This is a genomic window from Acetivibrio cellulolyticus CD2 (assembly GCF_000179595.2).
In the GTDB taxonomy this organism is placed as follows: Bacteria; Bacillota; Clostridia; order Acetivibrionales; family Acetivibrionaceae; genus Acetivibrio; species Acetivibrio cellulolyticus.
On record NZ_JH556658.1, the window covers coordinates 540,613 to 566,266 of the forward strand.

A 25,654-nucleotide genomic window follows, 5' to 3' on the forward strand; every position below is an offset into this window, starting at 1 on the left:
TCGCTTTCAAGATGATTGGACTTCCGGGGTGGGAAGCTCGATATTTGCGAGTTTTCTACCCTTTTGTTTTATATAAAAAAATAAAAAATTAAATAACTAAAAAACTAAGGAGATGCTAGCATAATGAAAATTAATATTACGGAAACTGTTCTAAGAGATGCGAACCAATCGCTTATTGCTACCAGGATGCCGTTCTCCGATTTTGAGGGTGTTTTGGAAACTCTGGATAAAGCGGGATATTATTCACTTGAGTGCTGGGGTGGTGCTACCTTTGACTCATGTCTTAGGTATCTGGATGAAGATCCTTGGGAAAGACTCAAAAAAATTAAGGTAAAGGTAAAGAAAACGCCTCTGCAAATGTTGCTAAGAGGTCAAAACATTTTAGGATATAAACATTACCCTGATGATGTAGTAAGAAAATTTGTTGCACATTCTGTTGATAGTGGAATGGACATTTTTAGAATATTTGATGCCTTGAATGACTTCAGAAATATTCAAGTAGCTATAGATGAAACCATAAAACAAAAGGCTCATGCACAAGGTTGTATCTGTTATACTACCAGCCCTATTCATAATCTTGAAAATTATGCAAAGATGGGAAAACAGCTGGAAAGCATGGGAGTCGCTTCAATATGTATTAAAGATATGGCAGGGATTATGGGGCCGCAGGAAGCATATGATCTGGTAAAAACCTTAAAAGAATCTGTGAAGATACCGATATTTCTTCATACCCATTCCACAACAGGTTTAGGGCCGATTACTTATGTTAAAGCTGTTGAGGCAGGCTGCGATGGTATTGATTGTGCTATATCATCTTTTTCAGGCGGAACATCTCAACCTTCAACGGAAACATTGAATTATGCATTAAAACAGACTGGCTATAATACAGGTCTGAATGAAAAAGTATTAAAGGATATAAATGACTTTTTCAAGCCTTTAAAAACGAAGTATATATCGTCCGGTCTTATGGACGCTTTTGTTTTGGGAACAGATACAGATGCTTTGGTGTATCAGGTACCCGGTGGAATGTTATCCAACCTTATTGCACAGTTGAAATCACAAAATGCTATAGAAAGACTTGATGAAGTTTTGGCAGAGACACCAAAAGTAAGAAAGGACTTGGGATATCCTCCATTGGTTACTCCCATGAGTCAGATGGTTGGAGTTCAAGCAGCTTCAAACGTGCTTTTGGGTGAAAGATATAAGAGTGTATCAAAAGAAGTAAAATCCTACTTAAGGGGAGAATATGGCCAAGCTCCTGGTGAAATTGATCCGGCTTTGGTTAAAAAAGTTCTAGGGGACGAAAAGCCAATTACAATTAGATTTGCAGACACTCTTGAACCGGAATTTGATAAAGTAAAAGAACAATTGAAGAATGTAACTAAAAGTGAAAAGGATGTCCTTTCCTATATTGCATTTCCTCAGATAGCTGAGAAGTTCTTTAAGGAAAGAGAAGAGCGTACTGCAACAAAAGTTACTTATTCAATAATCAAAAAGTAAAGGGTGATGCGTATGTCTATAATTCAAAGCTTGATAGTATCTTTATTTTGCATTGCGTTGGTGTTTTTAGTGCTTTCATTTCTATTTTTTATAGTGAAGTTATTCTCTGTTGTTTTAAAGAGCTTTTCAGGGAAGAAAAACGAAACTGTCGTTCAAAGTGTTGAACGTGCAGAAACTTCTTATTCAGTTCTGGAATCTGACGAAAATGCCTTTTCATCCGGAGAATTAAAACTTTACAATGTGGATGAGAAAACTGCAGCTATGATTATGGCAATTGTAAGTGACGAATCAAAGATACCTCTATCAGAGCTTTCTTTTAAATCAATAAGAGCTCTTGAATAAGGGATAATGAAAAAATAACTTTCTGCTCTCATATTTTGAAAACATTATCTTTTCGTCATCTAGAGTAGAAACTTATATTTTAGTCGTACCTAACTTTTAAATTTAACATGATTAGGAGGTTTTGCAATGAAATATGTTGTTACTATAAATAATAAGAATTATGAAGTGGAAGTGGAAAAGGGACAGGCAAGTATAGTTAAGACGACAGAAGCAGCTGTGCCCAATATCCAGGTGGTTACCCAATCAGCTGCTCCTGTACAAAGTCCTGCAACGCAGGCACCTGTTACTGTTGTTGCATCAAAGGGTGAAGCTATAAAAGCCCCTATGCCTGGAACTATTTTAAATGTAAAAGTAACTGACGGGCAACGGGTTAAAAAGGGGGATGTGATTTTTATTCTTGAAGCTATGAAAATGGAGAATGAAATTACAGCACCTGTTGATGGTGTAGTTGTACAAATTGTTGTCGACAAGGGGGCGTCTGTATCTTCAGGTGATCTTCTTGCCGTAATTCAATAGTGGGGTGAGCTAAAATGTTTATAGAAGCAATACAAACTATTTGGAATGATTCGGGTTTTGCTGCAATTACCTGGCAGCAGTTACTGATGATTATAGTGTCCTGCGTTCTTATATATCTTGCTATCGTAAAAAAGTTTGAACCGCTGCTGCTGCTGCCAATTGCCTTTGGGATGCTGCTGGCTAATTTACCTCTTACCGGACTTATGGCTGGACCTGTTGAAGGTTCCACTGATCCAGGAGGATTGCTGTATTATCTTTATAAGGGTGTTAAACTGGGTATATATCCATCTTTGATTTTTCTTGGAATTGGTGCAATGACAGACTTTGGACCGCTTATTGCAAGACCGTCAGGACTGTTTTTAGGGGCTGGAGCCCAGTTTGGAATATTCATTGCTTTTATTGTTGCAAATATTCTTGGATTTTCGCCGCAGGAAGCTGCATCTATAGGTATCATAGGTGGTGCTGACGGTCCTACGGCTATATATCTTACAACAAGACTTGCTCCTGAACTTTTGCCTGCTATAGCCATAGCGGCGTATTCTTACATGGCATTGATACCTTTGATTCAACCTCCTCTCATGAGATTATTGACAACAAAAAAGGAAAGAGAAGTAAAGATGGAGCAGCTGAGAGAAGTGTCCAAGTTAGAGAAAATATGTTTTCCTATAGTTGTTTCACTTTTCTGCATTCTTTTACTGCCATCTGTTGCTCCGTTGATAGGAATGCTTATGCTCGGCAATCTGTTTAAGGAGTCCGGTGTTGTTGAAAGGCTCTCAAATACAGCACAAAATGCCTTGATAAATATTGTAACTATTTTCCTCGGTGTTACTGTTGGTGCAACTGCAGTTGCTGACAGATTCCTAAGACCTGAAACCCTTAAGATTGTTGCTCTTGGTTTGATGGCATTTATGTTTAGTACTATTGGTGGACTTCTTTTAGGAAAGCTTATGTACTTACTGTCAGGCGGAAAAGTAAACCCTCTTATAGGTTCTGCCGGCGTATCTGCTGTTCCGATGGCTGCAAGAGTTTCCCAGGTAGAAGGTCAAAAAGCAAATCCATCAAATTACCTGCTTATGCATGCTATGGGCCCTAATGTTGCAGGGGTAATAGGCTCAGCTGTGGCAGCAGGTATATTGCTTGCATTATTTGGATAAAAAATAACCAATATTATATAGAGCTAGTGAATGGAATGATTTATGAGGATGTTATTCTTGTAAGTTGGTATACAGAGTAGAAAAATCAAAACCACAATAATTTATAAGTTGGGTCCGTTTCAAAACTAATTTCAATTTCTTAGTTTTGAAACGGACGCATTTTTAACTTGTTTTACATAAATAAATCTTGAGGTCATACCTACTGGTGACTCACCATTATTAGACTGGTGAAAGGTTTTTGTACCGTTTAGTGGCCAGATGCCAGGATTATTTGCAATAAATTCAATCTCAATTCTTCTACCGAACGGCACATAAATAGTGTCATCCATATCATGAGCAGGAATCATATAGGGTTTAATATCAGTTAGGCTAGTATGCACTGGAAGAATATCGGCAAATAAATGGCCTGCTAAAACATTCTGGGCTTATTATCAATTGGGTCTCCAAAAAGGTCGATATTTAGCTTGCCAGTAGTATCTAATTCAGCTAAGAATACTTCTTCACTACTTGAAGCTCCGGATTTTTTTATTTCCTGGTTTAGCCATGCACTATCAAGCTTGGCGAATTTAAGGTTGTTGTATTGTATTTCACCATCGATTATTAGAGGGAGAGTTATTCCTTCGTATTGTGTATCCAGTTTTAGGTCATTAGGTGTAACAGGACGGCTCTGGGATGCAGGGATAACCGAAAGGTTGCCATCAGGCTCTATTATTGCAAACTCTACATCAGAAACCTTTGCATATCCTTGCAATCTTAACAGTGATAATAAGAAAGGGAGGTTCATTCTGTTTCTCTTTAGTGCTTCCTTGTCAACTTTTCCATTAACGATGATAATATCTGGTTTTGCATCAAAATTATAAAACCTCTTTTGTAACGATATCCAGCCAATGACAACAGCAACCACCGCAATAGTCAATGAACCTAAAAAAGCCTTCGAACTTATCTTAAATACAAGTGGTTCAGCAGCGACATTTGCCAGTATCATTAATGCAGTAAAATCATAAGATGTTAACTGTGATATTGATTTTTTGCCGATAAGCCTTACGCAAAACCATGAAAAAAGTAATACAATAGCACAACGGGCTACATAAACCAAAGCTTCCATTTCTAAACCTCCTTATGGTTGTGGGACAACCTTGGTAAAGTTTGTCCAAAGTTTTAATGTTGATAATGCTTGACTAACTGTTTCTGTATCATCTTTTGTCTTTATAGCACCTTGAATTCTTGAGAGATTATCTAAAAAGAGTGAATAGTCTGCTTCCGCATAGTTAAGGGCAAGGAGGTACTTTACTTTATCCCAATCTTTAACAAGCTTATTTGCTGATTCTTCAGCTTCAGCCCACTTATCCTGTTGTGCATATTCAATTATGTTATTAAGTTCATTTACTATAGGTTGCCCTAAAGGGAAAATAATGTTTTGAGCAGTAAAGTATGCAACGAAAAGTAAAAGAATAATCCCTAAAAGAGAGTAAGTAATAGTCCTGTTACGCAAATTTTTTCCTCCTTACAAAGAACCTGCTCCAGATATTAGTTTTTCAAAGTCAGACCATCTACAGAAATTAGTCTATTCCGTACTGACCCGGATACTCAGGAGTATACATCAGTTAAGTTAAATACATTTTTTTGTCTCAGTAAGGTGGTTAGCTCGTTCATGGTGTAGCGTACCTTTTTTAAATTCTTGTCAATAATCCTCCCGTTTTCAATTGCTGTAACGGGTTCACTGTTTGAGAGCTTTCTGACCCAAGCACTTTTTATATGCAGGTAGCCGGTTATAATCGCAAGAGCACCAAGAGTTAAAAGAACAGTTGCAGCAGAAGCCGTTGTGTTATTCGGTCCCATTGCAAGACTGGCTGTTACTGAACCTAAAGTTATGATTACAGCGAAGTCGAAAAAAGTCATCTGAGAAAGACTTTTTCTACCCATAAGCCTTGCAACAAGTAAAAGAAGCAGATAGGCAACGACTGCTCTGATAATAGAATTTATAATAATTTGAAGCATAAAAATATCTCCTTGGTTTTTAGTTTGTTTAATACATTTTAACCAAAGGAGATTTAAATTATTGTAACAAATTTTGCGAGTATGTTTGACCTTTATATGATTTTGTTGAACGGTTAAAATACTAATTTTATTTTATAAATCCTAATGCGACTAATACAAAAATTGGTCCATTGAAAAACCCGTGGATAAAAATTCCAACGAGGGTGTTTTTTGTTTTATTAAATATATAAGGGATAATAATTATAACTGGGATAAGCATAATCATTAAATCAATTCCAAAAGGTATGTGAAATAATAGCCACAAAAAGGAGCATAGCAGCCATGAATATTTGCCTTGAAGCCTTGATTGGATGTACCTGCGCCACAGGATTTCCTCTCCGATTATGTTGAAAAAGAACATTGGCAGCCATATTAGCAGCAGTAATCTTTCGTATCCTTGGAATGGCTGCATTTCCATAAACCACGGTGTTGTTGTTAACGGTTTAATACCAAAAAACTTATTCAACAAAAGTGATACTGAAAATACCAGTCCTGCGCAAATGAATACTAGGAGAAGGCCAATAATTGAATATACCATTTCCTTTTTAGAAAAAGGTCGGATGTATAATGCCTGGATTATTTGTTTCATTCCATTTCTTCCTTCAACTTTTGCCATTATCAAAGCAAAAATGAAAAGTGGAATAAATAGAAAGTAGCCGGTAATAAACCAGTATAAAGCTGGATTTATTGAAAAGTTAGATTTCAAAAATGGAAATAATGTAAAAAGAAGAAGGATGAAATAGGCCGTAAATGTTGTAAAAATCACAGTTGCTCTTAATGGTGATATTCGCTTTTCAAGCATTTCTAATCTCCTTCCATTAGGTTATTGTATTAAGTAACGGGAGTTACAGGGTATAAACTACTTTGTTGAAGTTGTACCATGAATTTGATATTATTATAGCAAATTGAATTTATATTTCAAGAGAAAGGGATGGTGTTAAAAGAAAAATGCTTATTGCTTATTTAATAATTGGTTTTATTTTGTTGATTAAAGGTGCGGATTGGCTTGTGGATTCTGCATCAAAGCTTGCCAGGTCATTTGGTGTGCCGGCATTGGTTATTGGACTGTCTGTGGTTGCTTTTGGTACGAGTGCGCCGGAAGCGACTATTGGAATATTTTCTGGAATAACACATACGAATGCGATTACTCTTGGTGATGTGATAGGAAGTTCAATTGCGAACATTGCATTGATCATAGGTGTTTCTGCTTTGCTTTCTCCATTATCTGTTGACAAATCGGTCCTAAATAAAGAGATCCCGATGTCATTCGTCATACAAGTAGTATTTTTAATTTTGGCTATAATTGGTGCTTTGTTGGCAAGAGTGGACGGAATCATTCTGCTTTGCGGTTTTGCATTGTTTCTCTACTATCTGTGGCATTCTGCAAAGCGATCTACAGCAGAGTTGATTGAAGAAAATGAGTTGCAAAAGAAAGAAAACACAGATAAAGAAGAAGACAAGCACTTTGCTTTGAAATACAGGCTGAAATTGGTTATATTCTTGGCTATTGGACTTGCATGCTTGATTTTTGGTGGAAATATGGTCGTGGAAAGCAGTGTTGGTCTTGCTCATGCATTTGGCCTCAGCGAAGCACTGATCGGAATAACAATAGTTGCTTTCGGGACTTCACTTCCAGAACTTGTAACATGTGTGGTTGCGGCTGTAAAAAAAGAGTCGGATATTGCAGTAGGGAATATTATTGGCAGTAATATCTTTAATGTGTTGTTTGTTTTGGGAATCTCTTCTGTTATAAATCCAATAAAAATAACTTCCGAAGTGTATTGGGATTTTGGCGTAATGCTGCTGTCTACCTTACTTTTATCCGGGCTTGCACTATTTCGGAAAAAGATTACAAGATTTGGTGGCGCTGTTCTTTTGGGATTCTACATTCTGTTTGTCGCTTTTAAGGTCGTAACGATTTAGTATTAGAATGATAGGCAAATTCGTATTTCAGTTAGTATTTTATTGTTAAGCAAAAAAATACCTTGAATAAATATATTGACCTATATATATAAATTTGATATAATGGCGTATAAGGGAGAAAGTATATATGGAAAATGATTTGGTCAGCAAAGAAGAGTTTGTTATAAAAGTTGAGGAATTAATATCCAATGGAGATGGTCCTTTTAGTATTGCTGTAGCTGATATTGATAACTTTGAAAATATTAATAAAATATATGGTTATCCCATAGGTGATGAAGTAGTTAAAAAACTAATTTCAGTATTTAAGCAAAACCTATCGGGAACCGACTTGATGACGCGGCATGGTGATGAGCTAAATCTGCTTCTTGTTAAAAAAGGTGCTGAAAGAAGTTTTATGGAGATGGAAGAAATCCGCCGTTATCTTTCGGACAATACTTTCAATTTGAGTGATAAAAGTAAAACAGAAAACGTATATATAACTGTAAGCTGTGGAATAGCTAGTTACCCGAGAGATGCAAAAAATGCTGTTGAACTCTTTAGAGTAGCTGACAGTGCAATGTTTAGAGCAAAAAAGTTGGGCAAAAACAAAGTGTGTTTATCTGAAGCTGAAAGCATGGTGTTAAAATCCAGTTATTTTACAAAGACCCAAGTTGACAGACTTTCTGAGTTGTCAAAAGAAACAGAAAAGACAGAAGCATTTTTATTAAGAGAGGCTTTGGATGATTTGTTTAAGAAGTATAGCAAATAGAGTTTATTATATTTAAATATTTTATGTTCCGGTTGGATGGCAAAATTGCTATTTTCAAGAGAGTCAGGCTTCTAGGGTGGGGAGCTTATATTTTATATAAGTTCAACACCCTTTTTATATTTTTTAGGCAAGTGAAAAAATAAATATTTATAGTCTGCGCTGAATCCAGTAAAGGAGCGGGAGAACCAATTTTGGGGTGAATCCAGGTTGTACCTGGTAGGGTTAACTTTTTCGATCCGAATCCGTCAGCTAATCTCGTAAGCGTTGAAAGAGAAGGTGATTGATATGCTTTATTAATTGTACCCTTTTACTTTTAACGCTACGGTGAAATATCTGTAGCGTTTTTTGATTTTGTCTCTTTCAAACGAAGTAAGAGGCTAAATCTAGAGGGGCGTAATGCCCTGAGATTTTATTAAGCATTGGAGCAAATGTTCTAAAAAAGATTGGGGTTCAATGTCTCAATGATTCTTATTAACCGTAAAAACAACGATATGGAGGGATACAAGATGATTAGAGTTTGTATATCAGGACTTGGAAAGACAGGAAAGGAAATTGCGAAGGTTTTATTGGAACAAGAAGGTGTAAAACTCGTATCGGCTATATGCAGTCCGTTTAGCGATAAAAGAGGTAAAGACCTAGGAGAAATAATTGGGAATGGGAATACAGGCATTATTATAGAAGGATCGGATAATCTTGAACAGATTATTTTCAGAACCAGGCCGGACGTAGTTGTTGACTTCTCAAATCCTGAAGCAGCTTCAAGAAATGCCAGGATATTCTCAAAGATGAAAGTGAACATTGTCATAGGTACAACTGGGTTTTCAAAAATCGGACTGAAAAGGCTTGTTATACTTGCCAATAAATATAGGAATGGCATTGTGTATGCACCGAACATTACTCTTGGAGTAAATGTACTTATGCTTATTACAAATTTGGCTGCTAATATATTGAACAATTATGACTTTCAAATTACTGAAATTCACCACAAGAATAAAAAGGATGCTCCTTCCGGTACAGCTAAGAAGATAGCCGTAGAAATAGAAAAAGGACTTACATCTTCCGGCAATACAAATGCAAATGTACAAGTACCAATAACGGCAGTCAGAGCCGGTGGAGTTGTTGGTAAGCATGAGGTGATGATTATTGGTGAAGATGATAAGATAGAAATTTCACATGAATCCTTTTCAAGGAGAGCTTTTGCCCTTGGAGCAGTTCGGGCGGTAAAATTTATTAAAGGAAAGGTCGGCTACTATGAAATGAACGATGTACTAGATCTTAAAAAGGTAATGAATGATTATCTTCTGGCAGATAAAAATAAATCATTGAAGAGGAATTATTCGGAAATACTGAAACAAAACGAAATACAAGCTCTTTAGGAATGATAAATATTACATTTATTCCATTAATATCTTGGATTTATAGAGACTCCGTGCAGCTATTCTCACGCTTATTTATTAGCATTAGACTTAGATTTATACACCAAACAAACTATTTGCAGGATTTACTGCAAATAGTTTGTTTGGTGTCAGCCAATAAAAAAAGCTTTGTAGGCATGACGATAAAGAACTTTCAATGAATAATATTAAAAAAGCTATAGACTATATAATACTTGTAAAGTATTTTTTTATAATGTATAATTGACTAAGCGCTTAGTCAATTATACATTATTTGCTTTTTGGAAAGAAATGGAAGAGGCAAATATTATGGGGCTTAGTGCCATTATTTTTTTAAAGAGGTTGAACATGTCAAGAAGTAAAGAAAAAAATGAAAACATATCAAAAGAACGCAAAAAAGACATTTTGCGTGTAGCAATAAAGAAGTTTTCCGAAAAAGGCTATCAGGGCACAAGTGTTTCAGAGATCGCAAAAGAACTTGATGTAAGTCAAGGCATAATTTTCTGGTATTTTGCCACCAAAGAGAAATTATTTAGGGCTGCCTTCATAGAAGAATTCAAAGCTATAAAACTTACTGCAGCAAATGTACTTCAAGATGGATTATTATCTCCATTAGACAAATTAAGAAAATATCTCTCAGAGATGCTAAAGGTGTATTCAGCAAGAAAAGAAGGGTGCATGCTTATTTTGCAGTTGCTTTCAAATAACGAAATGCACGAGATACTGGCTATTGATATTGCAAATGTTTACAATGAACTTTATAAAGAACTTGAGTTACTGTTTAGAGATGCAGGAGCAACTAATCCGGACCTAAAAGCAAAAAATTTTGTTGCCTTACTTGACGGCTTTATGATTCAGATAGTTCTGGGGCTGGATATTGGCGATATGGAAATCCTTGTTAAGGACATACTGCATCGGTATGAACTTATATAATTGGAGGTTTTCTAATGAACAAAAAAAATAAGCATAACACCTATAACTCATTATTTCATTGGCAGAGCTTTAGACTTAAGCTTGTATTTGAAGGGATTGCAGTGGGAATTATTACGGGCCTTTTGGTTGTGTTATACAGATATTCGCTTGAAAAAGCTGTGATAGTTCTAAATGAGATTTATAAAATTTTATTGAGACAACCGCAATTGATTCCTGTTTGGATGGTGGTATTGGCATTAATTGGTTATGGCTTGGGAATGCTGGTCAAGCATGAACCAATGATCAGCGGCAGCGGAATTCCTCAAGTTGAAGGTGTTCTTCAAGGAAAACTAAAAATGACTTGGTGGAGAGTAATTATTGGTAAATTTGTAGGCGGCATTTTGGCTATAGGTTCAGGACTTTCACTTGGAAGGGAAGGTCCGTCTGTTCAGTTAGGGTCTGCTGTTGGTCAAGGATTTAGTAAGGTATTTAAAAGAATTAAAATAGAAGAAAAATATCTTATTACAAGTGGAGCTAGTGCCGGGCTTGCAGCCGCGTTTAATGCACCGTTGGCAGGAGTTATGTTTGCACTTGAAGAGGTCCACAGAAATTTTTCTCCATTGGTATTGCTTTCTGCTTTGTCAGCTGCATTATCAGCTGATTATGTGTCCAGTGGATTTTTCGGATTGAAGCCGGTTTTCAATTTTAAAAATTTATCAATTTTGCCTCTTAAATATTATTTTTATGTTATTATACTTGGCGTTATTTTAGGGTTATTAGGTGTTGTATTTAACAAAACATTATTGAAAGCGCAGAATTTGTATTCGAAGCTTAAATTTGTACCTAAAGAGTTTAGGATCATAATTCCTTTATTTGTTTCAGTAATTTTGGGATTGTTTTTACCACAGGTTTTAGGTGGAGGACATGAACTTATACTTTCTCTTGTTACTGCTAGCGATGCTTCATTAAAATTTCTCTTTCTTGTATTGCTTGTAAAATTTTTCTTTACTATGATAAGTTATGGTTCCGGTGCTCCTGGAGGTATTTTTCTGCCTTTACTTGCTATAGGCGCATTAATTGGAAGTGTATATAGCTTTATTTTAGTGCATCTATTTAATTTTGATAATATATTCACTATAAACTTTATAATTTTGGCAATGGCAGGTTACTTTACCGCAATTGTTAGAGCACCAATTACTGGAACTATACTTATAACAGAAATGACCGGTTCCTTTAATCATCTTCTTTCCATTGCTATGGTGTCGATCACAGCTTATATTATTGCTGATATTTTAGGCTCGAAACCTATATATGAATCTTTACTGAGCAGATTTATGCATAATCAGGGTTCTGAATTGAGCGTTGGCAGCAATAAACACAAGGCAATTTTAGAGTTCGCTATCTGTATGGGATCTGTGCTTGACGGAAAAGAGATTAAAGCTGTAAAATGGCCATCCCACTGTCTGTTAGTTGCTGTTAAACGCGGAGATCACGAGATTATTCCTAAAGGTGATACTATTATGCAATCTGGTGATTACTTGGTTGTACTGACTAATGAGGATAAAGTATCCAAAGTTAATGATACATTTATTAGAATGACCAAGAGCCGTGAGATTTCAACTTAGTACTGTATGGATATTGAAAATCTTTTAAAGATCTGATAACATAATATTGTTAATTTTATATCTTGCTATTCGGTTGAGTGTATTCGTTATAAATACACTTTCAAGAGTTTAGGCTTCTGGGGTGGGAAGTCCGTTATTTACGGATTTCGCGCCCTTTTTGTGTTGTTAATATATATTTTGGAGGGATTATTAAATGACTACTATAGGTCTTATAATTGTATTAATACTTATTTTAGTACTGCCGTTTTCATTTCGTTCTATCGAACATAATCTGGAATATTTTTTGCTGGTAATGGGAATTTTAGCATCCACAATATCAGGAATGATTTCGTTGAATTTTATGAAAGCTATTTTTGAAAACTATTTGCTATATTTTGTTACTGTTGCTGTATTGATAGCAGGTTTTGTATTTAGACTTTATGTTAAACAAATAAAGAAATTTGTTAGATATTGTACAGAACGAATTCCAATCAATATGTTTATTTTCTTGTTGATTGTTGTTTTAGGGTTTGTTTCGAGCTTTATAACTGCAATAGTAGCATCATTAATATTGGTGGAAATTGTTAGCGTACTTCCATTTGAGCGCAAACAAAAAATACAGCTTACTGTAATATCTTGTTTTTCAATTGGTTTAGGTGCTGCTTTAACTCCAATTGGGGAGCCGTTGGCTACAATTATTGTTTCTTCACTTAAAGTTGATTTCTTCTATCTTTTTAGAAGTATTGGGATTTATATCATTCCTTGTATTTTGGCATTAGGTTTATTTGGTGCCTTCTATATTGGACGTAATCCAATAATTGAAAACTCTAATGTTATAGATATAATATCCAAAAAGGGCAATGGAAATGAAAAGCTTACAGAGAGGCCGAAATATATTTTAATACGGGCATTTAAAGTATTTATATTTATTATAGCACTTGAATTACTTGGTGCAGGATTTAAACCACTTATTAGTAGGTATATTATTAACTTGGATAGTAAAATATTGTATTGGATTAATATGTCTTCTGCTGTGTTGGACAATGCTACAATTGCTGCTGCTGAAATCAGTTCGGTAATGAACTTGAAACAAATACAGGCAATAATAATGGGGCTGCTGCTGAGTGGAGGGATGTTAATACCAGGTAATATACCTAATATTATATCGGCAGGAAAATTAAATATACAAAGCCACGAATGGGCAAAATTTGGCATACCTTTAGGTTTAATACTATTACTTGTGTATTTTCTTATTGTTTGCATAGTTTAGATGTTGCAGTTTTAAATGACATATGAAAATAAAAAGAGATGCTTTCTAATAAAGTAGTTTTGCAACTCTGCATTGTTTTATGATAATATATTAAAGAATATTGGAAATATTACTAGTGGTCTTTAAAGCAAAATAGATTATAAGAGTGCAGACGGTAAGTCAGAGAAAGTACATTTTAAGTGTGAAATATAATTTTACAAAGCACTAGATAATGAAAATAGAACAGTCATACTAAGGAGGATTTTATGAATAGAACAATCGGTTTTTTAGGTGCAGGAAATATGGGATATGCAATGATAAGAAGCATATCAAAATCTGATATTGTATCATCAGAGAGTATATATGTTTATGATGTTGATATGGAAAGACTTTCAAAACTCAAAGATGAAACAGGTATAAACATCTCAAAAAGTGCTGTAGAAGTTGTTGAAAAATGTGATATTATAATTCTTGCTGTTAAGCCTAACGTGCTGGAAACAGTTCTTAACGGATGTAAAAATTCATTTGATAATAAGAAAATTCTTGTTTCTGTTGCTGTTGGAGTTCCGATAAAGTTTTATAAAAAGATAATTGGGGAAGATAAAAAGGTTATACGTACAATGCCAAATACTCCTGCTCTTGTTGGAGAAGGCATGACACTTGTTGCACCTGACAATAGCATAGCAAAGGATGAACTTGACTATGTAATGAGTATTTTCGGGTGCTTTGGAAAGGCAGAATTGCTTGATGAAAAACTGATGAGTGAGGTTACTGCACTAACAAGCAGCAGCCCTGCATACGTATTTATGTTCATTGAGGCTATGGCAGATGCAGCTGTATTGTCCGGATTGCCAAGAAATCTGTCATACAAACTTGCAGCGCAAGCTGTACTGGGTTCTGCGAAGATGGTTCTGGATACTGAAAAGCATCCGGGAGAATTGAAAGACATGGTGTGTTCACCAGCAGGGACAACTATTGAAGCGGTAAGTACACTTGAAAAGAATAAATTCAGATATGGAGTAATCGAAGCTATGAATGAGTGTACAAAGAAAGCCAGGGAAATAGGTAAAAAATTTGAATAAAAGGAAAATGGAGTCCTCATGAAAAATGTGATAATATACACTGACGGGGCATGTTCTGGAAACCCTGGCGATGGCGGATGGGGTGCGGTTTTAAGGTATGGCGGACGGGAAAAAGAGATATCGGGCTTTGAAAAAAATACTACAAACAATAAAATGGAATTGACAGCGGCTATTGAAGCTTTAAATATGCTTAAGGAACCGTGTGAAGTTGAACTCTACAGTGACAGTGCATACCTTATAAATGCTTTTAACCAGAACTGGCTTAGAGGCTGGAAGTTTAACGGCTGGAGAAATTCCAGCAAGGAAGAGGTAAAGAATATAGAACTATGGAAAGAACTTGACAGACTGAACAATATTCACAAAATAAAGTGGATCAAAGTCAAGGGACACTCGGATAATGAGTATAATAACAGATGTGATATTCTGGCTACAGGTGAAATAAAAAAGAACAGAGCATAATGGAGGCAATTATATGAATTATGAAGAAAAAACCTTATCTAAAAAGCAAGTATTCCAAGGTAATATAATAGGAGTAGAATCCTGGAACGTATTACTTCCTAATGGAAAAGAAGCAACACGTGATGTGGTAATCCATCCGGGGGCATCGGTTGTAATTCCTATGACGGATGATGGTCAAATCTATATGGTACGTCAATTCAGAAAGCCAATCGATCAGGAATCCTTAGAGATCCCTGCAGGAAAGCTGGATAAGGGAGAAGACCCTTTTGATTGTGCAAAAAGAGAGCTTAAAGAGGAAACAGGGCTTGATGCAAAGGATATAAAGCATTTGATTGATATACATAGTACTCCGGGATTCAGCAATGAGATACTGCACATGTATGTAGCAAAGGAGTTATATGAAGGCGAGGCCTGTGCGGATGAAGATGAATTTATCTCTGCAGAGAAATATCCTATTAATACCCTTGTTGAAATGATTGTTAAAAAGGAAATAACTGATGCAAAATCAATAATAGGTATATTAATGGCTGATAAGATAATAAAAGGTGAGATAAGCATTTAATGGAAAAATAAAGGTTTACAGTTATTTTTTAAGGATAAATGAAATAAAAAGTTTTAAGTTAAGTTTACAATACATTAATATGTATTGTAATTTTTTTGTTTTTATCGTCATAGAATTAATTAGGATAAAGAAAAAAATTGATGATGCCTGAATAGGTGCCTAGAAGCATAAGAAATACCAAATTAAGTCTAATAAATAATAATGTGCATTATTATGAATTAACTCTAATATGTATTTTGTAAAAAATGTGCAAGGTTAAGAGGGGATAAATGTGATTTCAAAGATACGTTTTACGTTGACAGAGCACTTGAAAAATAACAAGAATACTTATCTGTTTCTTTTTTTAGCTTTTGTTACAGGAGTATCCGCAGGGGCATTTACTGTAAACGGTTTAAGTCCTATACAAAGGTCAGAGCTTACCAATTATTTTCAGGGGTTTTTGGAGCTCTTTGAAAACCAGAAAGTTGACAGTAACGAGATACTGAAGATTTCACTTATTGATAATCTTAGATTGGTTGCTTTGTTATGGGCACTTGGTGTAACAATAATCGGAATTCCCTTGATATACATTTTTATTGGGGTAAGAGGGTTCATAACAGGTTTTACTTCAGGATTTATTATCGAACTAATGGGAGTAAAGGGAGTAATTTTTACGCTATTTAGCATCGTACCAAAGGAAGTAATAATTATTCCCTGTGTAATAGCTTTAGGGGTAAACGGTATCAACTTTTCACTAAATATAATTAGGAGCAGGTCAGCTAAGCGAATGTCAAAGGAAAATCTGAAAACCGGTTTTTTGGCATATTGTCTTGCAACTGCATTAGTATCATGCTTTATATTTGGTGGTATTTTGGTTGAATCGTATATTACGCCCATATGCATCAGGATAATAACACTAAAAGTTTTTTAGGAATACTGAAAATCCTTAGCAAAGTTATAAAAAATATTGTATAAATATGGTATAAGGTGTTGACAATACATATATAGACATGGTTATAATGCTTATAAGGATAAAATTGTATTTATTGCACAAAAAGTACTGTAAAAATTTAGTCATTAATCCAAACTATTTTATACTTCGTGGAAAATATTGTACAAAGGTTAACATTTCTAGTATAATAGTAAGGATTTATACTATTTAAAATATTTAAACAATTGATAGCTATGTAAAATTATCTATTTTTGTAGAGTGTATTTTAATAAAGGGTTTTGTATAAGTTTGATTCAAATATATTATTTTTTAAGAAGAGAGGAAGTAGGGTAAAAAATGGAAGATTTGGTTTTAAAATTTCTCACTTTTCTGGAGAAAGATAAGCGTTTGTCGCTAAATACCTTACAATCTTATAGGAGGGACATAGAGCAGTATATTACATACTTAAATGAAATAAAATTACAAAATATTTCAAATACAAATAAAACTACGGTGATTACTTACCTCCTGCATTTACAAAAGAAGGGTCGGGCGACCTCGACAATTTCTAGAAATCTTGCATCAATAAGATCATTTTACCAGTATCTCACAAAGAATGGCGTGATTAGTGGTGATCCTACTGAAGAGCTTGAGTCACCAAAGGTAGAGAAGAAACTGCCCCAGATTCTTTCAACAAAAGAGGTTGAACTTCTTTTAGATCAGCCGAAATGTGATGATCTAAAAGGATTTAGAGACAAAGCTATGCTTGAATTGCTATATGCAACAGGAATAAGAGTATCTGAATTGATATGCTTGAATGTATTAGACATAAACTTGGATATGGGATTTATCAAATGCAATAAGGGAACAAGAGAAAGAATGATTCCTATTGGATCTCTTTCGATTCAAGCCTTAAATGAGTATTTGGCAAAATCGAGGAACTTATTGATTCAAAGAAGTGATGAAAAGGCATTGTTTGTGAATGTGAACGGCAAAAGATTGACAAGGCAAGGTTTTTGGAAGATTATCAAGCAGTATAAGAACCTGGCAAAGATTAATAAAGACATTACACCACATACATTAAGACATTCATTTGCAGCACATCTTTTGGAAAACGGAGCAGATTTAAGGTCAATACAAGAGATGTTAGGGCACTCTGATATTTCATCAACCCAGGTTTATGCTCAGATTGCAAAGAACAGGATTAAGGAAGTATATAAGAAGACTCATCCAAGAGCATAAGGGAAAGGTCCGCGTGCTATAGACAAAATGTGCATGGGTTTAAATTTTAATTGACCAATTATATATTTAATGATACTTTAAAAAGTAAGATAGAAATATCTTACTTTTTTAGGTGTATAAAAAAACTATTATACAAGGAGAAAAATAAAATGAAAAGAGCTGTTATAATCGTTTTGGATAGTGTTGGAATGGGGGAACTTCCTGACGCAGAAAAGTATGGGGATAGGGGAAGCAATACCCTTGGAAATATAGCGTCTTCCGTTGGAGATTTTTCTCTTCCAAACCTTGAGGCTCTTGGACTGGGAAATATAGATAATATGGCTGGTATTAAAAAGTCGGATAAACCTTGCGGGTGTTTTGGCAGAATGGCTGAGAAATCTGCCGGTAAAGATACTACAACAGGGCATTGGGAAATTTCTGGTGTTATTTTAAAAAATCCTTTCCCAGTTTATCCCGATGGATTCCCAAAGGAGGTTATCGACACCTTTGAGAAAGCAATAAATACTAAGGTTATAGGTAATATTGCTGCTTCAGGTACAGAAATCATAAAGATGTTAGGTGATCAGCATGTAAAGACAGGATATCCAATTGTTTATACATCTGCTGACAGTGTATTTCAAATTGCTGCACATGAGGATGTTGTGCCGGTTGAGAAGCTGTACGAGATGTGCCAGAAAGCAAGGGATATGCTGACAGGAGAGCATGCAGTAGGTAGGGTAATTGCAAGACCGTTTAACGGAACAAGTGGTAACTATAAAAGAACAGAAAGAAGAAGGGATTTTTCTCTGGATCCATTAGGAAAAACTCTGCTGGATTATTTAAAAGAGAAAGGCCAGATGGTAAAGGCTGTAGGCAAAATTGAGGATATATTCAACAGGCGTGGAATTACCGATGCTGTGCATACACATAATAATATGGATGGTGTGGACAAGACTTTAGATTATTTGAAGGATAGTTTTGAAGGCTTGCTGTTTACCAACCTTGTTGATTTTGATATGCTTTATGGACATAGAAATGATATTAAAGGCTATGCCAATGCCATGGTTGAATTTGATAACAGGCTGCCTGAAATTCTAAATGCACTAAAGGACGATGATATTCTCTTTATCACAGCTGACCATGGTTGTGACCCTACAACCGAAAGCACCGACCACTCAAGGGAATACGTACCGCTGGTAGTCTATGGCAATAAGATTAAGAGTAATATAAATCTTGGCACCAGAAGCTCATTTAGCGATATAGCAGCAACAATTGCAGAGTATCTTGGAATTGATGAAGAAATTGAGGGCAATAGTTTTATGAGCCAAATAATGGGTTGAGTAAGGGGGGATTCATATGAGAATGTATGATGTAATTGAAAAAAAGCGTGATGGAAAAGAACTTGAATATGAAGAAATAAGCTTTTTTATAAAGAACTATTGCGAAGAAAAGATACCTGATTATCAGGTATCGGCTTTGCTTATGGCAATATTTTTAAATGGAATGAGTGAGAGGGAAACAGCAGAATTAACTGAAATTATGGCAAATTCAGGAGATGTAATTGATCTTTCGGTTATAGACGGTATAAAAGTAGACAAGCACAGTACTGGAGGCGTAGGTGATAAAACTACACTCATCCTAGGTCCTATTGTTGCAGCTTGTGGCATACCTGTAGCAAAGATGTCAGGAAGAGGACTTGGTCATACCGGTGGAACAATAGATAAGCTTGAGTCTATTCCAGGATTTAAGACTGCACTTACAAAGCAGGAATTCATTGATCAAGTAATGAAAATAGGCATTTCAATAGCGGGTCAGACTGGGAATTTGGCTCCAGCAGATAAAAAATTGTATGCTCTAAGGGATGTGACTGCGACAGTCAACAGCTTGCCCTTGATAGCAAGCAGTATTATGAGCAAAAAGATTGCCTGCGGTGCGGATAGAATTGTTCTTGATGTTAAGACAGGAAGCGGCGCTTTAATGAAAACGGTAGAAAAGTCGGTTGAATTGGCAAGAACAATGGTTAAAATCGGTAATGACCTTGGCAGAAAAACAGTTGCAGTAGTAACCGATATGGATATACCTTTAGGGAATGCAATTGGGAATTCCCTTGAAGTTATAGAAGCTATAGAGACTCTAAAGGGTAATGGTCCAAAAGATCTGGAAGAGGTTTCTTTGGCATTGGCTGCAAAGATGCTCGAACTAGCAGAAATAGGCGATAAAGAGAATTGTAAAAATAGGGTCAGGGAAGTAATAGATAACCGTAAGGCATTAAATAAGCTTGCAGAGCTAATTGAATCCCAAGGTGGGAATCCTGATGTTATAGAAAATTATGACCTTTTCAAAAAGGCTAAATATGTTTATGAACTAACTTCTGGGCAGGATTGCTATATAGAAAGGGTTAAGACTGATTCTTTAGGAGTTGCTGCAATGATACTAGGTGCAGGAAGAGAAACGAAAGAGAGTATCATTGATTATTCGGCAGGCATAAAATTAAATAAAAAAACTGGAATGTCCATAAAAAAAGGAGAACTTATAGCAACCCTTTATACTAATGACAGCGAAAGGATAAACGCTGCACTTGAGACTTTAAAAAGCAGCCTGGTTCTGTCACAATCTTTAGAACCTCAAAGGCCTCTTATCATTTCAAGTATAGATTAGGTGTTTTATATATTATGGAATGATTGATTATTGTATTCTCATTTTAGATGGCAAACAATGTGCATATCCAATTGATTTTCTGCATACAAATTTACTAAGGTGTAGTGAATTTTAATTGGGGGGATATTCATTGATAAGAAAGGTCTTATTCAGACATCTCATAGTTATTTGCATTGTTGCAAATCTTTTTTCTGTTTTTGCTTTTGCTGAGGAAGAAAGGCCGGTTTATAATCCAAATACTGTTAATAGTATAATGGCAAGTACCAGCATTTCAGAGTTAAAGGCAAAGGCATCTGTTTTAATGGATGCATATACCGGTCAGGTTTTGTATGAAAATAAAAGCAATGAAAAATTGCCAATTGCAAGTGTAACAAAGGTTATGTCTATGCTTTTGGCTATGGAGGCAATTGATTCCGGAAAGATAAGTTTGAAAGATATGGTTACTGCTTCAGAGTATGCTTCCGGAATGGGCGGGTCACAAGCTTATATCGAGCCTGGTGAACAGTATTCGGTTCATGATGCACTAAAAGCAATCGCACTTCACTCATCAAACGATGTTACTGTTTCTGTCGCAGAACTTGTTGCGGGAAGTGAAGAGGCTTTTGTTGTTCAGATGAATGAAAAAGCTGGTGAATTAGGCATGAAGAATACTTTGTTTAAGGACTGTACAGGTCTTACTGACGAGGGGCACTTCAGCAGTGCCAATGATATAGCTTTGATGTCAAGAGAGCTTGTTACAAAACATCCAAAGATTTTAGAGTATTCATCAGTTTATACTGATACTTTCAGAAACGGTGAATTTGATTTGACGAATACAAACAGGCTTGTTAAATTCTACAGTGGATGTGACGGCTTGAAAACAGGATTTACAAGAGCAGCTGGATTCTGCCTGTCTGCAACTGTATCAAGAAACAATATGAGACTGATTTCGGTAGTATTAGGAGAGCCTGATTCAAATACAAGATTTGCTGAAACCAGAAAACTTCTTGATTATGGGTTTGCAAATTATGAGACTGCTGATGTAAATAAAAAAGGTGAGTTGGTTTCTGAGATTAGTGTTAAAAAGGGATTAACTTCAAAAGCTGCGGGAGTGATTGGGAATGATGTAAAAATACTTCTTCCCAGAGGCCAAAAGACAAAGATAATCCGTCAGGTGGCTTTGGAAAACTCGATAACAGCTCCGCTAAAAGCCGGTCAAAAAGTTGGTGAAATTATATATATGATAGAGGAAAAAGAAATTTCCAGAGTTGATATTGTATCAGACAGAAACATTGAGAAGACGAGTTTTATGAATCTATTCAGCAGAATGTTTAAGAGCTGGTTCAGTATAGGAAAAGCATAATTATAGTATAGGGAACTGCTGGTGCTTGGCAAGAGGCCTATTGGAATGCTGAAAGTCCGAGTGAGTCAAAGAGAACCGTACCTTTGACTCACTCTTCTTTTATTTGGAGGGATTTGATATTTCTCCTGTATTGAAACAATTTGCAAAATGTGATATTTTAAATAAGAAAACTACAAAACGTGAGGTTATTATGGATCAAATAAGAAATGATTTGAAGCCTATGAGTGTAGGGGATGTCCTTGATTATTCAGTAGAGGCCTTCAAACAGAACTTCAAGGGTCTTGTACTTTTATCTCTGATTTTATATATTCCATGGATTGTATTTTATTCCTTAACTGTAAATATATTCGCTGGGGATCAGATGTCTGGAATTTTCGACATGTATAAAGACATGTTCAGCGGCACGTATTCTTCGGATATGCTTAATAAGTATATTACAGAAACTTCAACTTTCCAAAACGGAATAACAGGTGTTATGTCCTCACTTCAAATATTGTATTCAATTACAATCAAGCTTGTTTTAAATGCAGCAGTAATTAAAATGATATACAACTATGCTTTAAGCGGGAAGGTTGAGGTTAATACCTTTTCAGACGCTATAAAGCATATAAAGGGATGTTTCCGTTATATGCCCAAGATGATAGGTAACGCTTTGTTATTCGTAATTATTGTTGGGGCTGCGTATTTGGTGTCGGTAATTGCAGCAGCACTCATTATTATGATACCTATTGTTATAATTGTTTCTACAGGCATACCTCCGGTTATTATGGGAATCATTATAGCCTTATTGGTGCTTTTTGTTTTGGTTGGAGTTGTTTTTTGTATTGGTTTCTTTGCAATCAAGTTTATGTTTGGAGCTAATATCATTGTGCTGGAGGAAAAACCAGTATTTGAGAGTTTCAAGAGAAGCTTTTATTTGAGTAAAGGCAGATTCTGGCACATTGCTTTGGCAAGCATTTTTGCAATTCTCCTTTATTACCTTTTTAATTGGCTGCTTGTAGGTGCGACCATGCTGCTGGCTGTTGTAAATAATACTCTTTATATTGTAGTTAATACCTTTTCGCAAATTTGCGCTGCATTGATGGAGCCGTTTATACTTGTGTATATAACTGTTTTATTTGTAAACATGAAAGTTCAAAAAGAAGGTCTTGATCTGGAAGTAAAGATGAGAAAATTGATTAGTGATGAAAAAACAAGATTGAATAATGTGGATGGAGAAACAGCTGATGCTTAAATTGCTTTTAAAAAAGCTATTTTTTAATACTAAAACATATATGTCTGCTGCTGCAACATTAAGCATGGTTGCTTTAGTTAGTGTCCAAGTCCATGCCTTCAGCCCTGAAAATGAGATGGAAGTTAAGGACAAGCTCTCAAAGATTTTGGCTTCTGGTGAGTTTGGAGATAAAAAAAAGTCAAAAAGCCTGTTTGAATTATTGCATGATAAGCTTATTGAGTTTTTAAAGAGTTTATGGAGTAGGTTAAATATAGGTCAAAAGCTGGAAGCTGTTTTTAGTAGGGCAAAGATTTCACCTGAGGCAAAGCTTTTGCTTAAGGTTCTTGCAATCTTATTGATGGTTGCGGTTATTGTACTTATCATATATTTTGTTACAAGAAGGTTTACACGTTCACGTAAGGTGCTTCAGGAGGAGGATGCCCTTATTCTCAATGCGTTAAGAGATGCGGATGAAGTATATAAAAAAGCCATTGATTTCTATAACAGTGGAGATTATACTCAGGGCCTGAGATTTTTGTACATTTCACTTTTAATCAGATTTAACGAGCAAAACATAATAAGAATAAACAAGTCAAAGACAAACAAGCAGTATTTGATTGAAATAAGGGAAAACAAGCCTGATATCTATGATGTTATGACTGAGTTTACACAGGTTTTTAATAAATATTGGTATGGTAAAAGAAATGCTGACAAATCAATATTTGTTAGCTGGAGCGAAGTTTACAATACTTTACTGGGAATGACCAAGTAAAAGAGGAGGCTAAACAATAAGCTGATGAAACAATATAAGAAAATTCTGTCATATGTTGCTATAATTTTAATTCTAGTAGCTGCAGGCTTGATTGTATATGGGTTTAAAGGTGATGTGGCTCAGAGTGTTGAATACTCAAGCTACAATGCCGAAGTTGATGGAACAAAAGCGCTTTATTTATTGTCAGAGAAAATGGGTTACGATGTAAAAAGGTATGAAAGGCCGGCAAGGTTTTTACCTGATAATGTAACGGTGGTTGCTATTGACCCGAGTTTGGAAATGCTAGAGGGCAGCTTGGAAAAGAAGTACCTTAAAGCTTGGCTGGAAGATGGAAATGTTCTTATACTAATATCACCTGATTGCAAAGAATACATTAATGAGCTTGGTGCAAGCGAACCTGAAGACTTCGGACAATATGACAGAGGCTATAAGTATAGTGTTGGAAAAGGCAGTATAATTTACTTTGCTGAAAGTTATAATTATACAAACCTGGGAGTAAAGGAGCTTGACCCGGGTGTGCAGTTTATAGATGCCCTGGAGGAAGGGAAACATAAAACTGTTTTATTTGATGAGTACTTACATGGTATCGGAAGCAGCGGAACAAACCTTTGGGATATCTTGGGTTTCGGTGGAAAGCTTGTAGTTGTCCAATTATTTATGTGTGCTCTAATATTAATATTTATAAAGTCCCGGAGGTTTGGAAAGCCGGTTGTCGTATTTGAGACAGTCAAGAGAAAAGAAAATGAAAACCTTTTTGCTCTTTCCAATATATATTATAAAGCGAAGGCGAACAGTATGGCGCTTGAGATTTACTTGGGCAGTTTAAAGCAGGAACTTGCTAAATTTTTGGGATTTGGAAAGGACGGATGGAGTGATTCGGATATTGTAATTGCCGCAAAGTCCAATAATAATTTAAAGGATCTTGAAGTTGAAGCTGTTTTTGCAGAATGTGAGCGCTTCATTAACAATAGGAAAAGTGACAGCAAGGTATTATTACACTTGTATAAGAGACTTGAGACAATCAGAAAGGGGATAAAGTAATGGTTGAAATCAATTCAAATAAAGATGGTAATATTTCAGGGTGCGAATTTACAAAACAGAAAGCAAATGCGATTATAGGCGAGGTCTCTAAAATTGTTGTCGGGCAGTATGAGTTTATAGAATACATGGTAACTGCCTTTCTGTCAGGGGGACATGTATTGATAGAAGGTGTTCCCGGACTTGCAAAAACTTTAGCTTCAAAGATTATGGCAAAGGTAATAGATGCAGAGTTTAAAAGGGTACAGTTCACACCTGATTTGATGCCTGCGGATATTATAGGCACTAAGGTTTTTGATCCGAAAAAAACAGAGTTCTTTTTAAAGAAAGGTCCTCTTTTTACAAATATATTTCTAGCAGATGAAATCAACAGGACACCTCCAAAGACACAGGCTGCGCTTTTAGAAGCAATGGAAGAGAAATCCATATCTATAGACGGGGAGACTTACAAATTAGGTGAGACGTTTATGGTGTTGGCGACACAAAACCCTGTTGAATACGAGGGAACCTACCCTTTGCCTGAAGCACAGCTTGACAGGTTTTTGATGAAGCTTAAGGTAGATTATATACCTCAGAAGTTTGAAAATATGCTTCTTCAAAAGTATAATTCGGGGTTTAACAGCAAAGAGATTGATAATCAGAATATAAGTGCAGTATGCAGTTTTGAAGATTTAAAAAGGTGCAGGATGGAAATACAGAGCGTTCAAGTAAATGAAGGAATTATAAACTATATAACTTCCATCATAGCGGCTACCAGAAATTCTCCAAACCTTATACTAGGTGCAAGCCCAAGAGCGTCAATTGCGCTGCTGCTTACCTCAAAGACCTATGCTGCAATTCAGGGGAGAAATTTTGTTATACCTGAGGATGTTAAGGAACTGGCACTGCCAGTTTTGCGCCATCGTATAATAGTTAAGCCTGAAGCAGGAATTGATGGGCTTACAAATGACGATGCAGTAAAAAATATACTCTCAAAAGTAGAGGTTCCAAGGTAAGAAACTGGGAAAGCGAAAAGGAG

General features: G+C 35.6%; 27 protein-coding genes, 1 riboswitch and 3 other annotated features (1 of these 31 cut by a window edge). Of the genes, 22 read left to right on the top strand and 5 right to left on the bottom strand.

Annotated elements, in window-relative coordinates:
• Nucleotides 1–38, top strand: a sequence feature (sodium ion sensor (DUF1646 type); this cis-regulatory element may regulate processes involved in with the transportation of sodium ions) (it extends 19 nt beyond the left edge of the window).
• 85 nt (nucleotides 39–123) lie between these two features.
• The 4 genes from ACECE_RS0218275 to ACECE_RS0218290 all read left to right on the top strand — a co-directional run bounded on the left by ACECE_RS0218275 (nucleotide 124) and on the right by ACECE_RS0218290 (nucleotide 3,512).
• Nucleotides 124–1,500, top strand: a complete 1,377-nt coding sequence (locus ACECE_RS0218275; RefSeq protein ID WP_010249860.1) for a pyruvate carboxylase subunit B — start codon at nucleotides 124–126, stop codon at nucleotides 1,498–1,500.
• A gap of 12 nt (nucleotides 1,501–1,512) precedes the next feature.
• The gene (locus tag ACECE_RS0218280) at nucleotides 1,513–1,842 is read left to right on the top strand and encodes an OadG family protein (protein WP_010249861.1); all 330 of its coding nucleotides are present in this window, start codon (nucleotides 1,513–1,515) and stop codon (nucleotides 1,840–1,842) included.
• A gap of 126 nt (nucleotides 1,843–1,968) precedes the next feature.
• The gene (locus tag ACECE_RS0218285) at nucleotides 1,969–2,358 is read left to right on the top strand and encodes a biotin/lipoyl-containing protein (RefSeq protein WP_010249862.1); all 390 of its coding nucleotides are present in this window, start codon (nucleotides 1,969–1,971) and stop codon (nucleotides 2,356–2,358) included.
• Nucleotides 2,359–2,372: 14 nt separating this feature from the next.
• Nucleotides 2,373–3,512: a sodium ion-translocating decarboxylase subunit beta gene (locus ACECE_RS0218290; protein ID WP_010249863.1), complete on the top strand. Its 1,140-nt coding sequence runs from the start codon at nucleotides 2,373–2,375 to the stop codon at nucleotides 3,510–3,512.
• A 131-nt stretch (nucleotides 3,513–3,643) separates the two neighbouring features.
• On the opposite strand, the gene ACECE_RS0218295 is transcribed toward ACECE_RS0218290, so the two are convergent.
• The 5 genes from ACECE_RS0218295 to ACECE_RS0218315 form a co-directional block, all read right to left on the bottom strand.
• Nucleotides 3,644–3,892 (bottom strand): cupredoxin domain-containing protein, encoded by a 249-nt coding sequence (locus ACECE_RS0218295; RefSeq protein ID WP_205410203.1) that lies wholly within the window; start codon nucleotides 3,890–3,892, stop codon nucleotides 3,644–3,646.
• A 29-nt stretch (nucleotides 3,893–3,921) separates the two neighbouring features.
• Nucleotides 3,922–4,617, bottom strand: a complete 696-nt coding sequence (locus tag ACECE_RS0218300) for a DUF421 domain-containing protein (protein ID WP_010249865.1) — start codon at nucleotides 4,615–4,617, stop codon at nucleotides 3,922–3,924.
• A 12-nt stretch (nucleotides 4,618–4,629) separates the two neighbouring features.
• Nucleotides 4,630–5,004: a DUF4363 family protein gene (locus ACECE_RS0218305; RefSeq protein WP_010249867.1), complete on the bottom strand. Its 375-nt coding sequence runs from the start codon at nucleotides 5,002–5,004 to the stop codon at nucleotides 4,630–4,632.
• A gap of 95 nt (nucleotides 5,005–5,099) precedes the next feature.
• Nucleotides 5,100–5,510 (bottom strand): DUF421 domain-containing protein, encoded by a 411-nt coding sequence (locus ACECE_RS28050; protein WP_010249869.1) that lies wholly within the window; start codon nucleotides 5,508–5,510, stop codon nucleotides 5,100–5,102.
• Between the two features lie 127 nt (nucleotides 5,511–5,637).
• Nucleotides 5,638–6,165: a CPBP family intramembrane glutamic endopeptidase gene (locus ACECE_RS0218315; RefSeq protein WP_205410204.1), complete on the bottom strand. Its 528-nt coding sequence runs from the start codon at nucleotides 6,163–6,165 to the stop codon at nucleotides 5,638–5,640.
• Between the two features lie 332 nt (nucleotides 6,166–6,497).
• Between ACECE_RS0218315 and ACECE_RS0218320 the strand changes: the two genes are divergently transcribed.
• The 18 genes from ACECE_RS0218320 (at nucleotide 6,498) to ACECE_RS0218405 (ending at nucleotide 25,631) form a co-directional block, all read left to right on the top strand.
• Nucleotides 6,498–7,472 (top strand): calcium/sodium antiporter, encoded by a 975-nt coding sequence (locus tag ACECE_RS0218320; RefSeq protein WP_010249871.1) that lies wholly within the window; start codon nucleotides 6,498–6,500, stop codon nucleotides 7,470–7,472.
• 127 nt (nucleotides 7,473–7,599) lie between these two features.
• Nucleotides 7,600–8,220, top strand: coding sequence for a diguanylate cyclase (locus tag ACECE_RS0218325; RefSeq protein ID WP_010249872.1), 621 nt, complete (start codon nucleotides 7,600–7,602; stop codon nucleotides 8,218–8,220).
• 30 nt (nucleotides 8,221–8,250) lie between these two features.
• Nucleotides 8,251–8,306 (top strand) — a sequence feature (sodium ion sensor (DUF1646 type); this cis-regulatory element may regulate processes involved in with the transportation of sodium ions).
• A 61-nt stretch (nucleotides 8,307–8,367) separates the two neighbouring features.
• Nucleotides 8,368–8,500: riboswitch (cyclic di-AMP (ydaO/yuaA leader) on the top strand.
• 226 nt (nucleotides 8,501–8,726) lie between these two features.
• Nucleotides 8,727–9,596, top strand: coding sequence for a 4-hydroxy-tetrahydrodipicolinate reductase (dapB, locus tag ACECE_RS0218330; protein ID WP_010249873.1), 870 nt, complete (start codon nucleotides 8,727–8,729; stop codon nucleotides 9,594–9,596).
• Nucleotides 9,597–9,962: 366 nt separating this feature from the next.
• Nucleotides 9,963–10,547 (top strand): TetR/AcrR family transcriptional regulator, encoded by a 585-nt coding sequence (locus tag ACECE_RS0218335; RefSeq protein WP_040428710.1) that lies wholly within the window; start codon nucleotides 9,963–9,965, stop codon nucleotides 10,545–10,547.
• A gap of 14 nt (nucleotides 10,548–10,561) precedes the next feature.
• On the top strand, nucleotides 10,562–12,151 hold the full coding sequence (locus ACECE_RS0218340) for a ClC family H(+)/Cl(-) exchange transporter (RefSeq protein WP_010249875.1): 1,590 nt from the start codon (nucleotides 10,562–10,564) through the stop codon (nucleotides 12,149–12,151).
• A 71-nt stretch (nucleotides 12,152–12,222) separates the two neighbouring features.
• Nucleotides 12,223–12,282 (top strand) — a sequence feature (sodium ion sensor (DUF1646 type); this cis-regulatory element may regulate processes involved in with the transportation of sodium ions).
• A gap of 62 nt (nucleotides 12,283–12,344) precedes the next feature.
• Entirely contained in the window at nucleotides 12,345–13,400 is a 1,056-nt protein-coding gene (locus tag ACECE_RS0218345) for a DUF1646 family protein (protein WP_010249876.1), read from the top strand.
• Between the two features lie 245 nt (nucleotides 13,401–13,645).
• Nucleotides 13,646–14,461 (top strand): pyrroline-5-carboxylate reductase, encoded by an 816-nt coding sequence (proC, locus tag ACECE_RS0218350; protein WP_010249877.1) that lies wholly within the window; start codon nucleotides 13,646–13,648, stop codon nucleotides 14,459–14,461.
• 18 nt (nucleotides 14,462–14,479) lie between these two features.
• Nucleotides 14,480–14,920, top strand: coding sequence for a ribonuclease HI (gene rnhA, locus ACECE_RS0218355; RefSeq protein ID WP_010249879.1), 441 nt, complete (start codon nucleotides 14,480–14,482; stop codon nucleotides 14,918–14,920).
• Nucleotides 14,921–14,933: 13 nt separating this feature from the next.
• On the top strand, nucleotides 14,934–15,482 hold the full coding sequence (locus ACECE_RS0218360; protein ID WP_010249881.1) for an NUDIX domain-containing protein: 549 nt from the start codon (nucleotides 14,934–14,936) through the stop codon (nucleotides 15,480–15,482).
• A gap of 271 nt (nucleotides 15,483–15,753) precedes the next feature.
• Nucleotides 15,754–16,392 (top strand): stage II sporulation protein M, encoded by a 639-nt coding sequence (gene spoIIM, locus ACECE_RS0218365; RefSeq protein ID WP_010249883.1) that lies wholly within the window; start codon nucleotides 15,754–15,756, stop codon nucleotides 16,390–16,392.
• Between the two features lie 357 nt (nucleotides 16,393–16,749).
• Entirely contained in the window at nucleotides 16,750–17,634 is an 885-nt protein-coding gene (gene xerD / locus ACECE_RS0218370) for a site-specific tyrosine recombinase XerD (protein WP_010249885.1), read from the top strand.
• A 149-nt stretch (nucleotides 17,635–17,783) separates the two neighbouring features.
• Complete coding sequence (locus ACECE_RS0218375) at nucleotides 17,784–18,953, top strand: phosphopentomutase (protein ID WP_010249887.1); 1,170 nt, start codon at nucleotides 17,784–17,786, stop codon at nucleotides 18,951–18,953.
• A gap of 16 nt (nucleotides 18,954–18,969) precedes the next feature.
• Nucleotides 18,970–20,271, top strand: coding sequence for a pyrimidine-nucleoside phosphorylase (locus ACECE_RS0218380; protein ID WP_010249889.1), 1,302 nt, complete (start codon nucleotides 18,970–18,972; stop codon nucleotides 20,269–20,271).
• A 130-nt stretch (nucleotides 20,272–20,401) separates the two neighbouring features.
• On the top strand, nucleotides 20,402–21,613 hold the full coding sequence (locus tag ACECE_RS0218385; RefSeq protein ID WP_010249890.1) for a D-alanyl-D-alanine carboxypeptidase family protein: 1,212 nt from the start codon (nucleotides 20,402–20,404) through the stop codon (nucleotides 21,611–21,613).
• Between the two features lie 190 nt (nucleotides 21,614–21,803).
• On the top strand, nucleotides 21,804–22,847 hold the full coding sequence (locus ACECE_RS0218390) for a glycerophosphodiester phosphodiesterase (RefSeq protein WP_117385922.1): 1,044 nt from the start codon (nucleotides 21,804–21,806) through the stop codon (nucleotides 22,845–22,847).
• Nucleotides 22,840–23,598 (top strand): hypothetical protein, encoded by a 759-nt coding sequence (locus tag ACECE_RS0218395; RefSeq protein WP_010249894.1) that lies wholly within the window; start codon nucleotides 22,840–22,842, stop codon nucleotides 23,596–23,598. The genes ACECE_RS0218390 and ACECE_RS0218395 overlap by 8 nt, the downstream gene beginning before the upstream one ends.
• 24 nt (nucleotides 23,599–23,622) lie before the next feature.
• Complete coding sequence (locus ACECE_RS0218400; RefSeq protein ID WP_010249896.1) at nucleotides 23,623–24,639, top strand: DUF4350 domain-containing protein; 1,017 nt, start codon at nucleotides 23,623–23,625, stop codon at nucleotides 24,637–24,639.
• Complete coding sequence (locus ACECE_RS0218405; RefSeq protein WP_010249898.1) at nucleotides 24,639–25,631, top strand: AAA family ATPase; 993 nt, start codon at nucleotides 24,639–24,641, stop codon at nucleotides 25,629–25,631. Before ACECE_RS0218400 ends, ACECE_RS0218405 begins: the two co-directional genes overlap by 1 nt.
• Nucleotides 25,632–25,654: the final 23 nt, after the last annotated feature.

Bases quoted from the DNA above. Each gene is read 5' to 3' on its own strand.
- ACECE_RS0218380 (WP_010249889.1), top strand. From the start codon at position 18,970: ATGAGAATGTATGATGTAATTGAAAAAAAGCGTGATGGAAAAGAACTT.
- ACECE_RS0218375 (WP_010249887.1), top strand. From the start codon at position 17,784: ATGAAAAGAGCTGTTATAATCGTTTTGGATAGTGTTGGAATGGGGGAA.
- ACECE_RS0218290 (WP_010249863.1), top strand. From the start codon at position 2,373: ATGTTTATAGAAGCAATACAAACTATTTGGAATGATTCGGGTTTTGCT.
- ACECE_RS0218360 (WP_010249881.1), top strand. From the start codon at position 14,934: ATGAATTATGAAGAAAAAACCTTATCTAAAAAGCAAGTATTCCAAGGT.
- ACECE_RS28050 (WP_010249869.1), bottom strand. From the start codon at position 5,510: ATGCTTCAAATTATTATAAATTCTATTATCAGAGCAGTCGTTGCCTAT.
- ACECE_RS0218285 (WP_010249862.1), top strand. From the start codon at position 1,969: ATGAAATATGTTGTTACTATAAATAATAAGAATTATGAAGTGGAAGTG.
- ACECE_RS0218315 (WP_205410204.1), bottom strand. From the start codon at position 6,165: ATGGCAAAAGTTGAAGGAAGAAATGGAATGAAACAAATAATCCAGGCA.
- ACECE_RS0218390 (WP_117385922.1), top strand. From the start codon at position 21,804: ATGGATCAAATAAGAAATGATTTGAAGCCTATGAGTGTAGGGGATGTC.
- ACECE_RS0218405 (WP_010249898.1), top strand. From the start codon at position 24,639: ATGGTTGAAATCAATTCAAATAAAGATGGTAATATTTCAGGGTGCGAA.
- ACECE_RS0218300 (WP_010249865.1), bottom strand. From the start codon at position 4,617: ATGGAAGCTTTGGTTTATGTAGCCCGTTGTGCTATTGTATTACTTTTT.
- ACECE_RS0218275 (WP_010249860.1), top strand. From the start codon at position 124: ATGAAAATTAATATTACGGAAACTGTTCTAAGAGATGCGAACCAATCG.
- ACECE_RS0218335 (WP_040428710.1), top strand. From the start codon at position 9,963: ATGTCAAGAAGTAAAGAAAAAAATGAAAACATATCAAAAGAACGCAAA.
- ACECE_RS0218325 (WP_010249872.1), top strand. From the start codon at position 7,600: ATGGAAAATGATTTGGTCAGCAAAGAAGAGTTTGTTATAAAAGTTGAG.
- ACECE_RS0218280 (WP_010249861.1), top strand. From the start codon at position 1,513: ATGTCTATAATTCAAAGCTTGATAGTATCTTTATTTTGCATTGCGTTG.
- dapB (WP_010249873.1), top strand. From the start codon at position 8,727: ATGATTAGAGTTTGTATATCAGGACTTGGAAAGACAGGAAAGGAAATT.
- proC (WP_010249877.1), top strand. From the start codon at position 13,646: ATGAATAGAACAATCGGTTTTTTAGGTGCAGGAAATATGGGATATGCA.
- xerD (WP_010249885.1), top strand. From the start codon at position 16,750: ATGGAAGATTTGGTTTTAAAATTTCTCACTTTTCTGGAGAAAGATAAG.
- ACECE_RS0218345 (WP_010249876.1), top strand. From the start codon at position 12,345: ATGACTACTATAGGTCTTATAATTGTATTAATACTTATTTTAGTACTG.
- ACECE_RS0218400 (WP_010249896.1), top strand. From the start codon at position 23,623: ATGAAACAATATAAGAAAATTCTGTCATATGTTGCTATAATTTTAATT.
- ACECE_RS0218395 (WP_010249894.1), top strand. From the start codon at position 22,840: ATGCTTAAATTGCTTTTAAAAAAGCTATTTTTTAATACTAAAACATAT.
- ACECE_RS0218340 (WP_010249875.1), top strand. From the start codon at position 10,562: ATGAACAAAAAAAATAAGCATAACACCTATAACTCATTATTTCATTGG.
- ACECE_RS0218320 (WP_010249871.1), top strand. From the start codon at position 6,498: ATGCTTATTGCTTATTTAATAATTGGTTTTATTTTGTTGATTAAAGGT.
- rnhA (WP_010249879.1), top strand. From the start codon at position 14,480: ATGAAAAATGTGATAATATACACTGACGGGGCATGTTCTGGAAACCCT.